This window comes from Pelomonas parva (assembly GCF_043555835.1).
GTDB lineage: Bacteria > Pseudomonadota > Gammaproteobacteria > Burkholderiales > Burkholderiaceae_C > Pelomonas > Pelomonas parva.
In genome coordinates this window covers 61,966-75,706 of sequence record NZ_JBIGHV010000008.1, presented here as the reverse complement: position 1 = coordinate 75,706, position 13,741 = coordinate 61,966, and the positions used below count along the sequence as shown (strand labels likewise).

The 13,741-nt window shown below is 70.0% G+C and carries 10 protein-coding genes; 9 read left to right on the top strand and 1 reads right to left on the bottom strand.

Going from position 1 to position 13,741, the window contains the following annotated elements; genetic code table 11:
• Positions 1 to 71 precede the first annotated feature (71 nt).
• Complete coding sequence (locus tag ACG00Y_RS20480) at positions 72 to 977, bottom strand: LysR family transcriptional regulator (protein ID WP_394482065.1); 906 nt, start codon at positions 975 to 977, stop codon at positions 72 to 74.
• Positions 978 to 1,101: 124 nt separating this feature from the next.
• On the opposite strand from ACG00Y_RS20480, the gene ACG00Y_RS20475 reads away from it, so the two are divergent.
• The 9 genes from ACG00Y_RS20475 to ACG00Y_RS20435 all read left to right on the top strand — a co-directional run bounded on the left by ACG00Y_RS20475 (position 1,102) and on the right by ACG00Y_RS20435 (position 13,726).
• Entirely contained in the window at positions 1,102 to 1,527 is a 426-nt protein-coding gene (locus tag ACG00Y_RS20475; RefSeq protein ID WP_394482063.1) for a GlcG/HbpS family heme-binding protein, read from the top strand.
• Positions 1,524 to 2,567, top strand: coding sequence for an amidohydrolase family protein (locus ACG00Y_RS20470; protein WP_394482061.1), 1,044 nt, complete (start codon positions 1,524 to 1,526; stop codon positions 2,565 to 2,567). Before ACG00Y_RS20475 ends, ACG00Y_RS20470 begins: the two co-directional genes overlap by 4 nt.
• Positions 2,564 to 3,460 (top strand): VOC family protein, encoded by an 897-nt coding sequence (locus ACG00Y_RS20465; RefSeq protein WP_394482059.1) that lies wholly within the window; start codon positions 2,564 to 2,566, stop codon positions 3,458 to 3,460. Before ACG00Y_RS20470 ends, ACG00Y_RS20465 begins: the two co-directional genes overlap by 4 nt.
• Positions 3,461 to 3,475: 15 nt before the next feature.
• Entirely contained in the window at positions 3,476 to 4,345 is an 870-nt protein-coding gene (locus tag ACG00Y_RS20460) for a fumarylacetoacetate hydrolase family protein (protein WP_394482057.1), read from the top strand.
• A gap of 3 nt (positions 4,346 to 4,348) precedes the next feature.
• Positions 4,349 to 5,890 carry a bifunctional 3-(3-hydroxy-phenyl)propionate/3-hydroxycinnamic acid hydroxylase gene (locus ACG00Y_RS20455; RefSeq protein ID WP_394482055.1) on the top strand — a complete coding sequence of 514 codons (1,542 nt, stop codon included), beginning with the start codon at positions 4,349 to 4,351 and terminating at the stop codon, positions 5,888 to 5,890.
• Positions 5,891 to 5,903: 13 nt separating this feature from the next.
• Complete coding sequence (locus ACG00Y_RS20450; RefSeq protein WP_394482053.1) at positions 5,904 to 6,791, top strand: alpha/beta hydrolase; 888 nt, start codon at positions 5,904 to 5,906, stop codon at positions 6,789 to 6,791.
• A 450-nt stretch (positions 6,792 to 7,241) separates the two neighbouring features.
• Complete coding sequence (locus ACG00Y_RS20445) at positions 7,242 to 9,572, top strand: TonB-dependent receptor (RefSeq protein WP_394482051.1); 2,331 nt, start codon at positions 7,242 to 7,244, stop codon at positions 9,570 to 9,572.
• An 11-nt stretch (positions 9,573 to 9,583) separates the two neighbouring features.
• On the top strand, positions 9,584 to 12,364 hold the full coding sequence (locus ACG00Y_RS20440; RefSeq protein ID WP_394482049.1) for a glycosyl hydrolase: 2,781 nt from the start codon (positions 9,584 to 9,586) through the stop codon (positions 12,362 to 12,364).
• 9 nt (positions 12,365 to 12,373) lie between these two features.
• The gene (locus ACG00Y_RS20435; RefSeq protein WP_394482048.1) at positions 12,374 to 13,726 is read left to right on the top strand and encodes an MFS transporter; all 1,353 of its coding nucleotides are present in this window, start codon (positions 12,374 to 12,376) and stop codon (positions 13,724 to 13,726) included.
• Positions 13,727 to 13,741: the final 15 nt, after the last annotated feature.

Below are 13,741 nucleotides of genomic sequence, written 5' to 3'. Positions count from 1 at the left end.
AGACCAGCCTAGCGCAACAAGTTCTGGCCGGTGCTAGCTGCTATTCGATCCCGGCATGACAGAGGGCCAGCTCAGACCGCAAACAGTTTCTGGATGCTGGAGCGCAGCCACACCGTCGCTGCGTCCTTGTGCGCGCGGCGGTGCCAGAACTGGTGGACCGGAATCACCGGCGCCTTCACCGGCGTGTCGAAGATGCGCAAATCGGCATATCGCGAGCAGATGTCGGCCAGGTCGCGCGGCACGGTGGCGATCAGGTCGCTGGCTTCGATGATGGGCGGCAGGCTCATGAAGTGCGAGATCTCCAGCGCCACGTCGCGCCTGAGCCCCTGCTGCTGCAGGTACTGCTCGAACACATGGGCGCGCCCCTCGGGCTTGACGAGCACATGGCGCATGGCCAGGTATTCGTCCACGCTCAAGGGCGCGTCGCCGACGCCGGGATGGCCGCGCCGCACGACGCAGACATGGTGGTTGTCGAACAGCTTCTGGCGGAAGAACTCGGCGCTGTCCAGGTCGGGGAAGTAGCCCAGGGCCAGGTCGGCCGCGCCCGAGGCCAGCGCCTCCGACGCGGCCAGCCGCGGTCGTGACACCACGCGCAGCCGCAGCTGCGGCGCCGCCTTGGCCAGATAGGCCAGCAGCGGCGGCACGAAGTGGATCTCGCCGATGTCCGGCGTGATCAGCGTGAAGGTGCGCTCGCTGGTGGCGGGGTCGAACTCGGCGCTGTTCAGGATCTCGGTCTTCACCGTCTCCACCACGCGCCGCACATGGGGCGCCAGCGTCTGCGCGCGCAGCGTGGGCTCCATGTGGCTGCCGGTCTTGACGAACAGCGGGTCGCCGAAGAGGGCTCGCAGCCGGTTCAGCGCGGCGCTCATGGCGGGCTGGCTCAGGCCTATCGCCTCGCCCGCGCGGGTGACCGAGCGGTGCTCGGCCATCGCGTCAAAGCTCACCAGCAGATTCAGGTCGACCTTGGAGATATCCATCCGCTGGATTCTAAATATCCATCCCATCATCTGGATGAATTGATGCCGTTTTCCTAGAGTCGCCGCCAGTGCAAAGCAATGCCTCGCCACCCCGGCAAAGAGGCTCTTCCTGGAGACGACCCCCATGCCCACGCTGACCCTGGCGCAGGCCAACACCTTGCTCGCCGCCGCGCTGGCTGCGGCCCGCGCCGCCGGCCATGCGCCGATGGCCGTGGTGGTGCTGGACGAAGCCGGCCACCTGAAGGCTGCGCAGCGCGAGGACGGCGCGAGCATGTTCCGCATCGACATCGCGACGGGCAAGGCCTGGGGCGCGGTCGGCATGGGCGTCTCCAGCCGCGTGCTGGCCGAGCGTGCCAAGGGCAACCCCAATTTCTTCACCACGCTGGCGGACACGGCCAAGGGCCGCTTCCTGCCGCAGACGGGTGCCGTGCTCATCAAGGACGGTGCAGGGCGCGTGCTGGGCGCGGTGGGGGCGTCGGGCGGCAGCGGTGACGAGGACGAGGCGATCTGCATCGCCGGTGTGGTTGCTGCGGGTCTGGTCGCCGCATGAATCTGCAAGCCTGCGGCTGCCGTGGCATCGACGTGCACGCGCACGTCGTGCCCGAGCACTTCCCGGCGTATCTCGGCGCGCACGTGCCGGCGCAATGGCCGTCCACCGTGGCCGCGCCCACGCAGGGGGGCCTCTGCCATCGCCACGTGATGATCGCCGGCAAGCAGTACCGCACCGTGTCCGAGAAATGCTGGAGCACGCCGCGCCGCCTGGCCGACCTGCCCGGCATGGGGTTGAGCCAGCAGGTGATCTCGCCCATGCCCGAGCTGCTCAGCTACTGGCTGGAACCCGCCGACGCTAAAGAGCTGCTGCGCTACCTGAACGAACAGACCGCCGCCATGGTGGCCGACAGCGGCGGCGCGCTGCTGGGCCTGGCCGCCGTGCCGCTGCAGGACGTTGACCTCGCCATCGCCGAGCTGCGCCACGCGGTCGAGGCGTTAGGCCTGGTGGGCGTGGAACTGGGCAGCAACGTCAACGGAACGCCCATCGGCGACCCGCGGTTTTTGCCCTTCTTCCAGGCCTGCGAGGCGCTGGACGTGCCCGTCTTCGTGCACGCCCTCAAGCCCACCGGCATGGACCGCCTCGTCGGCCCCGCGCCGCTGCAGCAGGTGCTGGCCTACCCCAGCGACGTGGGCCTGGCCGCGGCCTCGGTCATCACCGCCAACCTGCTGCTGGCCTGCCCGCGCCTGCGCATCGCCTTCAGCCATGGTGGCGGCACGCTGGCCATGCTGCTGCCACGGCTGCAGCAAGGCTGGCAGGTGTTCCCGGCGCTGCGCGAGCAGGTGCAGGCCTCACCGGTGGAGCAGGCCCGCCGGCTGTTCTTCGACACCCTCGTGTTCGACGACGCCACGCTGCGCCATCTGGTGGAGCGCTTCGGCCGAGGTCAGCTGATGCTGGGCAGCGACTACCCCTTCAACTTCCATGACCGCACGCCGGCGCAGCGTGTCGAGGCCGCCGGCTTTGACGACGCCACCGTGGCCGCGCTGCTGCATGGCAATGCCGAGCGCTTCCTCGGTCTTTCTTCCAAGGTTTACTCATGAGTTCACGCTGGATCAGCGGGCTGCGCAGCGTGGCCCTCGATGTGCCCGACCTGGCGCGCGCCGAGACCTTCTACACCGAGGTGTGGCGGCTCACCGTCGCTGCCCGCACGGCCGATGCCATCTACCTGCGCGGCACCGGCGCCGAGCACCATCTGCTGGCACTGCACGCCGCCGACCGACTGGCCATCCGCCACGTCACGCTGCGCGCCCGTGATGAGGCGGCGCTGACTGCGATTGCCGACGCCGCCGTGGCCGCCGGGGGGCGCGTGCAGCAAGACCTGGCCCCCATCGCCGAGCCTGGCGGCGGCACCGGCCTGGCCGTGCGCGACCCCAGCGGCCGGCTGTTCCAGATCGTCCACGGCGACACCCGCCACGCCGACACGGCTGACGAGCCCGACCGCCCCATCCGCCTCGCCCACGCCGTGCTGAACAGCCATGCGCTGCCCGCCAGCCAGGCGTGGATAGAGCAGGCGCTGGGTTTCACGCTGGCCGACCGCACGCGGATCATGGCCTTCCTGAACTGCGACCGCGACCACCACACGCTCGCGCTGGGCGACGCCGACAACGACGCGCTCAACCACATCGCCTTCGTCATGCCCAGCGTCGACGCTGTCATGCGCGGCGGTGGCCGCATGCGCGATGCCGGCCATGTCATCGAGTGGGGCCCGGGCCGCCACGGCCCCGGCAACAACGCCTTCAACTACTTCATCGGCCCCTTCGGCGAGGTCATCGAGTACACGGCCGAGGTCGAGCAGATCGATGACAGCTACCGCGCCGGTGGCCCCGCCGACTGGACCTGGCCGCCCGGCCGCGTCGACCAATGGGGCATTTCCGCTCCGCCCAGCGCCGCGCTGAAAGCCGCGCAGCGCAGCGTCTTCTTCATCCCGACCTGAACACGAGTCCCCCACATGAAATTCACCACCTTTGTCAGCGCCGAAGGGCGCAACCGCCTGGGCCTTGTCGACGGCGACCGCGTCATCGACCTGAACGCTGCCCAGCCGCAAGTGCCGGCCGACCTGCGCGCGGCGCTGGAAGCCGGTGTGGATCTCGCCGCCGCCGCCACGGCTGCCTTGGCCAGCGACGCCCCGCGCCTGCTGCTCGCCAGCCTCACGCTGGCCCCGCTGGTGCCTGAGCCCGGCAAGACCATCTGCCTGGGCCTGAACTACTACGACCACGCCAAGGAAGGCGGCCGCGAGAAGCCTGAGTACCCGTGGTTCTTCTTCCGGGGAAAAAGCTCGCTGATTGGCCACGGCGCCGCCGGCCAGCTGCCCCGCGTGTCGGAGAAGTTCGACTACGAGGCCGAGCTGGCCCTGGTCATCGGCGCCAAGGTGCCGCGCCACGCCAGCCAGGCCGACGCGCTGAACTACGTGTTCGGCTACACCTGCTTCAACGACATGTCGGTGCGCGACTACCAGAAGCGCACGCCGCAATGGACCATCGGCAAGAACTTCGACGCCACCGGCGGCTTCGGCCCGGTGCTGGTCACGGCCGATGAGCTGGCACCCGGCGCCACCGGCCTGCGCATCCAGAGCCGGCTGAACGGCCGCGTCATGCAGGACGCCAGCACCACCGACATGATCTGGAGCGTCGCCGAGACCATCGCGCTGCTGTCCGACTGCCTGACGCTGGAGCCGGGCGACGTCATCGTCATGGGCACGCCGGCCGGCGTGGGCCAGGCGCGCACGCCGCCGGTTTGGATGAAGGATGGCGATGTCATCGAGATCGAGATCGAGCGCATCGGCCTGCTCTCCAACCCCATCCGTCGCGAAGAGGCTTGAGCCATGGCTGAGCCGCTCTACGACGTGGCCATCGTCGGCTTCGGGCCGAGCGGAGCCGTGGCCGCGGCCTTGCTGGGCCAGGCCGGCTTCACCGTCTTCGTGGCCGACCGGGCGCACGAGGTCTACGACCGCCCGCGCGCCATCGCGCTGGACCACGAGGTGCTGCGCGTGTTCCAGCAGCTGGGCGTGGTCGAGCAGGTCGAGCCCTTCACGGAGCCCTTCACCGACTCCTGCTACTACGGTGTCGACGGCGAGCTGATCCGCCGCATGACCATGGTGGCGCCGCCCTATCCGCAGGGCTACACGCCCTCGGTCGTGTTCACGCAGCCGCCGGTCGAAGAGGTGCTGCGCCGCGCCGTCGCCGCGCTGCCGTCGGTCACCGTCAAGACCGGGCTGACCGTGTTCGGCCTGCAGCAGTCCGATGAGCAAGTCGTCCTGCACTGCCGCGCCGAGGACGGCAGCGAGCGGCAGGTCCATGCCCGCTACGCCATCGGCTGCGATGGCGCGTCCAGCACCGTGCGTGACCTGGTCGGCATCGCGTTGCAGGACCTGTCCTTCGACGAGCCCTGGCTGGTCGTCGACGTGCTGGCCAACGAGCAAGGCCTGGCCAAGCTGCCCACCACCAGCGTGCAGTACTGCGAGCCCGACCGCCCCTGCACCTATGTGATGGGCCCCAAGAACCACCGCCGCTGGGAGATCTCGCTGAAAGCCGGCGAAGACCCCAAGGCCGTTGTCGAGGACGACGCGACCTGGGCGCTGCTGTCGCGCTGGATCACGCCGGCCGACGGCGAGCTGTGGCGCCAGGCGGCCTACCGCTTCCATGCGCTGGTGGCCGAGCGCTGGCGCGCCGGCCGCGTCTTCATCGCCGGCGACGCGGCCCACCAGCAGCCGCCCTTCCTGGGTCAAGGCATGTGCCAGGGTGTGCGCGATGTCGTCAATCTGGCCTGGAAGCTGACGGCCGTGCTGCGCGGCGACGTGCAGGGCAGGGCGGCGGACACGCTGCTGGACAGCTACGGCCTGGAGCGCAAGGCCCATGTGACCGACCTGACGACGCGGCTGAAGAGCATCGGCGCGGTGATCTGCGAGCGCGATGTCAATGCGGCGCGTAGCCGCGACCGGCAGATGCTGGCCGAGGGCGTGGCGCCCAAGCCGCGTCAGGACGTGTTGCCGTGCCTGACCACCGGCCTGCTGGACGGCAGCGCGGCCGCAGGCAGCCTCGCGCCCCAACCCTGGCTGCAGCTGCCGGACCGGCGCGTGCGCATGGACCATTGGCTGGGCTGCGGCTGGCGCCTGCTGATCGCGGCCGGCAGCGACCTGGGCGGCCCGACGCCTGACCAGGCCCGCGCATTGAAGCTGCAGACGCTGCGCTTAGGCGATGGCGAGGGCTGCATGGCTGAGGCCGAGGGCGTCATGGCGCGCTGGTTCGAGGCGCAAGGCTGCCAGGCGGTGCTGCTGCGGCCTGACCATTACGTCTACGGCACGGCCGTCGATGCGGCGCAGTTGCGAGCGCTGCTGGACGGCGCCGTGGCGGCCCTGCATGGCTGACGATACTCAAACCATGAACACCGTGCCCGACTCCATCGCCGCGCGCCTGGCGGAACTGGGCGCCGGCTTCAATCTGCCCGAGGTGCAGGCGCTGTACGAACCGCTGCTGGCCCGGCAGCCGACCGATGGCGTGCTGAAGCTGGACTCGCAGCGCTACGGCGCCCACGCGCGCCAGGTGCTCGACGTCTACCGGCCCGCAGCCGAGACAACGACGCTGCGCCCGCTGTTGCTGTTCTTCCACGGCGGCGGTTTCATCCGCGGCGACAAGGCCCACAAGGCCAACATCGGCTGGCACTTCGCGCGCCAGGGCGTTGTCACGTTGTTGCCCAACTACCGCCTCGCGCCCGAGCACCGCTGGCCCGCCGGGCCCGAGGACGTGGCCACCTCCCTGGCCTGTGCGCACGAGCAGGCACAGTCTCTCGGCGCCGACCCCGCGCGCATCTTCCTGATGGGCGAGTCGGCCGGCGCGGCGCATGTCGCCGCAGCCTCTCTGATGACGCGCTTCGGCGTGCAAGGCATCCGCGGCGCCATCCTGACCTCTGGCCCCTACAACGCCCGGCTGGAACGCCTGTCGCGCGCGGCCTTCGGTGTCGCCACGCCCGACCCGCGCAACGACGCGTACTTCGGCACCAACGACCCCGAGGCGCTGCTCGCCATGAGCATCGTGGAGCAGGTCGACGCCGCCCCCTTCCCGCTGCTCATCAGCTACGCCGAGCGCGACCTGCTGCAGATGCAGGTGCAGGCCGGCGAGCTGTTCGCGCGGTTGAGTGGCCAGCACGGCTTTGCACCCGAGTTGCGGGTCATCCGCCACCACAACCACTTCTCGCAGACGCAGGCCGTCAACACCGGCGACGACAGCCTCAGCGGCCCGGTGCTGGACTTCATCGCGCGCCACGGTTGAGTGGGTGGGCAGCGGCCCTTTTGTGGCTGCACCACCTCGGTGTTTTCCCCCTGACAGCACTGTCTTGCGGAGCCGGTTTCCGGCCCCGCAGCCCGCCACGCCCATGACAAGCGCCGCACTGCGGCGTCATCCACGGGATGGATTCAGAGAATTCACTTCATCCCCTGGATGAATAAATGGCCAGTCCATAGACTGAGCCGCAACAGATCAAAAAAGCCCGCCCGCGATCCCGCAGGGCGAGGTTCACAGGAGACAAGCCATGACCCCGCAGACCTCGGCGAGCACCTCGCCGGCTCCCGCCCCGGCGCCCCACTCGGCGCCCACCCTGAGCCCCGATTTCCCCCGTTCCTAAAACACCCGTGCACCGGCCCGTGACCTGACCTCGGCCGGCCGCCAGCACACGGTCAACGCACAAGGCTCAGCCTTGGCATCCATCACAGGAGACAAAACTTGAACACCCCCTTCGCATCCCGCGCGCCCTTCCGCCCCAGCGCCATGGCCCTGGCCGCGCTCACCACGATCAGCCTGATGGCCCCGGCCGCCTGGGCGCAGCAAACCGAAGCTCCGGCCGCCAAGGCCGATGTCAACGAACTGCCGACCGTCATCGTCACGGCGCAGAAGCGCACGCAGACGCTGAAGGAAGTGCCGGTCGCCATCAGCGTCATCAGCGCCGATCAGTTGCAGAAGCAGGGTGTCAGCGACATCACCGACCTGTCCAAGGCCGTCGCCGCGCTGGAGTTCGGCGACACCAAGACCGGCGGCGCCGGCGGCAGCGCGTCCATCCGCGGCATCGGCACGGCGGTGTTCACGATGTCGGCCGAAAGCTCGGTGGGCATCGTCGTGGACGGCGTGCCGCTGGGCAACACGGCCGGCGGCGCGCTGTTCGACCTGGAGCGAGTGGAAGTGCTGCGCGGCCCGCAGGGCACGCTGTTCGGCAAGAACGCCTCGGCCGGCGTGCTCAACATGGTCACCAAGGCGCCCAAGTTCAATCTCTTCGAAGGCTCGGCCTCGCTGGAGCTGTCGGGCAAGAACGCGCTGGGCTCCAAGCTCGGCAACCGGGTGCTGCGCGGCGCGGTGAATGTGCCCATCAACGACATCTCCGCGCTGCGCATCACGGCCCATGCCGACCAACTCACCGGCGTCTACAACAACGTCTACAACGGCACCGATGCCAAGACCGTCGGCACCGGCGCACGGCTGCGTTATCTGCTCAAGCCCGATGCCGACCTGAGCATCAACCTCATCGCCGACTACGACAAGAGCAAGAGCACCAACGCTGTGTTCTTCGCCCCAGCCATCGCCTACGCCTCCAACACCGCCGGCAACCACGCGCCGCTGGCCGAGTTCGCGGCCTGCGGCGTGACGGTCAGCCTGACCAACAACGACGTCTGCTCCGACTCGCTGGAGCTGTTCCAGGCCACCGTCGGCGGCCTGTCCGCTCAGGTCGACAAGACGTTGGCCAACGGCGTGACGCTGACCTCCATCACTGCGGTGCGCGAGCGCAAGACCGGGCCGGACTCGGCCGCCATCGACATGTCGGTGGGCTACGACAAGATCCGCACCATCGGCACCGAGATCAAGATCCGCCAGCTCACGCAGGAACTGCGCCTGTCCTCGCCCGCCGGCCAGTCGGTGGACTGGGTGGCCGGCCTGTTCCTGTCCGACTCCCACGCCACCAAGAGCTCCACCACCACCATCCTGCCGTCGCCCTACGCGCCGTCGCCGCCGGTGCCGCGCTCCATCTCCACGCTGATCGACTACACGACCGATACCGGCTCCGCCGCGCTGTTCGGCCAGGCCACGTTCAAGCTGGGCGAGCAGCTCAAGCTGCTGACCGGCCTGCGCTACACCCGCGACCGCGTGAAGGACTTGCAGGTCCGCACCGGCGACGTCGCCTTCGCCAGCTTCGCGGCGCCCACCACCGTCAAGAGCAGCGCCGCTGCGGCCCGTGACAGCGACCTGTCCGGCAAGATCGGCCTGCTCTATGCGCTGGACAAGCAGACCCAGGGTTACCTCACGCTGAGCCGCGGCTACAAGGGCCCGCAGATCGACAACGACACGCCCGTCAGCGCACTGGCCGCCAGCGGCAGCACCAGCGGCGCCATCGTCAAGGCCGAGCAGCCCACCAGCCTGGAGCTGGGCCTGAAGACCAGCCTCTTCAACAAGCACCTGGACGTGGACGTGGCGGTGTTCAACACCAGCATCAAGAACTTCCAGGAACAGAACTGCACGCTGACCGCCGTGGGCGCGCTGAACTGCATCCCGTTGAACGTGCCCGAGGTCAAGAGCTACGGCCTGGAGCTGGACCTGCGCGCCCGCGTGCTGGGCGCGCTGAGCCTGCGCGCCAGCGGTGCGCTGATCATGGGCACCGAGTACCCGAGCGGCTTCACCTTCGACAACCAGAACGTCGGCGGCCAGCGTCTGCTGTACTCGCCCAAGGGCAAGCTGACCGTGGGTGCCGACTACGACACCGAGGTCTTTGATGGTTATGAGCTGAGCCTGGGCGTGGACGCGACCTACAAGTCCCGCGTGCGCCTGTGCAACACGCTGGCGGCCGAGTGCGGCTTCAAGGCCCACACCATCGTCGGCGCGCATGCCGGCCTCCGCAGCCCGGACGACAAGTGGGGCCTGACCCTGTTCGTGCGCAACGCGGGCGACGAGCGCGTGCCCAACGCCATCCTCTACCCGCTGCCGGGCAAGGGCGCGGGCTCGGGCTATGCCTACTCGCTGGGTGCCAACTCCTTCCGCATGGTGGGCGTGACGGCCGACATCAAGTTCTGATCCTGACCGTGATGCACGACCTGTTCCGCGACCCGCCCACCGCGCAGCGACCCATGCTGCGCTGGTGGTGGCCGGGCGGCGCCGTCGACGCCGAGGCGCTGTGCGAGCAGCTGCGCGGCTTTGCCGACGCGGGCTGGGGTGGCGTCGAGATCCAGCCCTGCCGCGTGGGCTTGCCGCATGAGCTGACGGTCGAGCAGTCGGCCCGCGTGCACGATGTGTTCACGCCGGGCTGGTTCCAGACCGTCGCGGCCGTCATGGCCGAGGCGGCGCGGCTCGGGATGCTGGTGGACGTCACCTTCGGCTCGGCCTGGCCATTCGGCGGCAGTGAAGCCATCACGCCCGAGCTGGCCACGTCGGAGCTGACGCTGGCCTGGACGTCGGTGCAAGGGCCGCAACGCTGGCAGGGCGTGCCCCGCCAGCCCGAGCGCCCGCTGCGCTCAGCCACGTGGTTAGCCAGGCAAGGCGGCATTGCCGAGGAACAGGCGCTGCCCGCCGAATGGCAGCAGCGCATGGCCGCGCCCGTCGAGACCGTTGCCGTGCTGGCCCAGCGCGGCGGCGTGCCCAGCTTGGGGCCTTACCCCGGCTTCGTGCCGATGACGCTGCCCGACCGCTGGGGCCAGGTGCTGGCCGCCGGCTGGATTGCCGCCGAACAAACCGTCGACCTGACCGACCGTCTGCAGCCCGATGGCAGCCTTGAATGGGACGTGCCGGACGGCGACTGGCAACTCATCGTCGTGCAGCGCTTCACCAGCGACCACATGATCCTGGAAGGGGCCGGCCGCGGCCCGCAGCTGGTGCTGGACCATCTGCAGCGCGCCGCCTTCGATGCCCATGCCGCGCGCGTCGGCGACGCCGCGCTGCCGCATTGGCAGGCACATGCCGGCACCACCTGGCGCAGCATCTTCATCGACAGCCTGGAGATCCCGGCCGACCTGCTGTGGACCCACGACTTCCGCGCCGAGTTCCAGCGCCGCCGCGGCTACGACCCGCGCCCGCACCTGCCGCTGATGCTGCAGCCCGGCTGGCGCAACTGCTTCCAGGCGCGCCACGGCGCGCCGCTGTTCGACGACGCCGACATCGGCTCGCGCGTGCGCCACGACTACCGGCTGACGGTGTCCGAGCTGATGATCGAGCGCCTATACGCGCCCATGGCCGATTGGGCCCGCGAGCACGGCCTGCAGGCCAAGGTGCAGGCCCACGGCGCGCCGGTGGACTGGCTGCAGGCCTACGGCGTGGCCGGCATCCCTGAGACCGAGGACCTGGCCGGTGGCGCTGCGCCGCACTTCCTGCGCGTGGCCCGCTCGGCCGCCCATATCTACGGCCGCGAGCTGGTCACCGGCGAGGCCTTCTGCTGGCTGCTGGAGGGCTTTGCTGTCACGCCGCAGAAAGTGCGCGAGCGCGCCGATGCCTTCTATGCGGCCGGCATCCAGCAACTCGTCGGCCACGGCGCCAGCGCCCGCATGGCGGGTTGGACCGGCGGCCACCCCTGGTATCCCTTTGAGGCCATGGAGATCGGCACACCGCTGGACGACGCCAACCCGTGGTGGCACATGGCGCGCCCGCTGATCGACTACCTGGCCCGCAACCAGGTGCTGCTGCAGCGCGGCTGCGCGCGCGTGCCGGTGGCCGTGCTGGCACCGCTGGATTTGTTCGCCTTCACGAGCGCGGCCGAGCGCCTGACGCCACCGGCCTGGCACGACGCGCTGGAGGACGCCGGCTACGACTGGGACTGGATCAACGACCACGGCCTGCTCGCCAGCCGCCTGGAAGCCGGCGCGCTGGTGACGCCGGGCGGCCACCGCTACCGCGCGCTGCTGCTGCCCGACTTGCCGGCGCTGCGGGCCGAGGTGGCGGAGTGGCTGGCCGCCTGCGCCGAGGCAGGTGTGACGGTCTGGGCCTGTGGCCGCGTGTCCGCTCGCGAGGCCGGCTTCAAGGACGCCGCAGCGCGCAACCAGCGTGTGCAGCGGGCCATGCAGGTCGCGCGCCTGGTGGCGCCGTCGGCCATCGGTCGCGCGCTGCGCGCTGCGGATGTGCCGCCCACGCTGCCGCTGCCGGCCGGCCATGGCTGCAGCTTCCATGTGCGCGAGGACGGCGAGCAGCAATGGGTGCTGCTGCGCAATGCCGGCGCGACGGCGCAGACGCCGAGCTGGCCCTTGGCCGCCGGCCACGCGGCCGAGATCTGGGACGCCTGGAGCGGGGAGGTACACGGGATGAAAACGGCCGAGATCCAATTGCCTGCGGGCACATCGCGTTGGCTGCGCATCGCGCCCGCCAGCGACTGCCGCGCACCGCGCGCCGCCACGGCAGCGGGCGCCCCGGTCCTGGTGCGCGAGCTGCGCGGCCCCTGGCAGGTCAGCGCCGACGGCGTGGGCCTGGGCGGCCGGCGCATCCGCTTCGACGCCACCTGGGACACGCTGGCCGACCTGCGCAACCTGGCCGACCTGGCCGACTTCGCCGGCCTGCTGCGCTACACGCTGCAGTTCGAGCTGACCGCCAAGGACCTCGCGGCCCGCGCCGTGACGCTGGACCTCGGTACGGCCTTTGATGCGCTGTCGCTGCAAGTCAACGGCGACACGCCGTGGATGCGCAGCGAAGGCCCGTTTGTCTTCGACGTGACCCGCCGCCTGCAGGCGGGCACCAATACTTTGACCATCGTGGTGGCCAACGTGCCCGAGAACGCCCACCGCGACCCGACCCGCCCCGGCGGCCTGCCACTGCCCGGGCGCCGCCTGACCCGCCTGCCCACCGGCCTGATCGGCCCTGTTCGTCTGCGCACTTCCGACGCCTCCTGAAAGCCCACCATGAGCAAGCTCCGCCTTCCCTTCCATGAAAAGGTGGCCTACGGCCTGGGCAACTTCATGCCCACGGCCGTCACGGCCACCGGCGGCATGGCGATGTACTTCTACACCGACGTGGCCGGCCTGTCGGCCGCCTTCATCGGCGCGCTGCTGCTGCTGGTGCGCATCGTCGATGCCTTCTGGGACATCTGGGTCGGCCGCCGTGTTGACGCCACGCGCAGCCGCTGGGGCCAGGCGCGGCCTTATCTGCTGTGGTTCTCGCCGGTGCTGGCCATCGCGCTGGTGGCCAGCTTCACGGTGCCGCCGCTGGAGGGCACGGCCAGGACGGTCTACTTCGTCGGGGCCTATGTCGCGCTGTGGTGTGCCTACAGCCTGATCATGATTCCCTTCCAGTCCATGCTGCCCATGATCGCGCCCGACCCCGACGAGCGCCTGCGCGTGGCCGGCGTCAGCAGCTTCGTGCAGTTCATCTTCGTGGTGGGCTGCGCGGCCGGCTTCCCAATGCTGAAAGACGCGCTGTCCGACGGCAATCCGGCGCAAGGCTTCCACCGCGCAGCGCTGGTCTATGGCGGTGTGGGTCTGCTGTTCACGTGGCTGTGCTTTGCCTTTGTGCGCGAGCGCGTGCCGCCGATGAGCGGGCCGCGCGCCAACCTCAAGGCCGACCTGCGTGCGCTGCTGGCCAGCCGCGCCTGGCGGGCCGGTGTGCTGGCGCAATGCGCGCTGGGCGCGCTGATCGGCCTGCCGCTGGCCAGCGGCGTCTACTACTTCGCCGTCGTCATCGGCAAGCCACAGCTGATCGGCCCCTTCATGGGCCTCGGCGGCATCGGCCTGGTGCTGGGCGTGGTGCTGAGCGACCAGCTCACAAGGCGCCTGTGCAAGAAGCGCGTCTACGTCGGCGCCATGCTCGGCGCGGCCTTGCTGCTGACGGCCATGACGCTGGGCGGCCCGGATCGCCTGCCGCTGGTCTTCACGCTGGCCTTCCTGTCCAACGTCTGCCTGGGTGTCAGCGCGCCCATCAGCTACTCGATGAACGGCGACATCGCCGACGACATCGAATACCGCGAAGGCCAGCGCGTCGTCGGCACGCTGGTGGCGACGATCAACTTCGCCTCCAAGGTCGGCTCCGGCCTGTGCAGCGCCATCGTCGGCGGCGTGCTCAGCGTCACCGCCTACCAGGCCGGTGCCGCCCAGCAGGCGCCTGAGGCGCTGCAAGGCGTGGTGGCGCTGATGAGCGTCATCCCGGCGCTGATGGCCCTGGGCGTGGCCGCCGTCATGGGCTGGGCCTACCCGCTGGGCCGCAGCCAGCTGCAGCAGATGAACACCGAACTGGCCCAGCGCCGCGTCGCCACGGCCTAAGCCTCCAACCTCTCC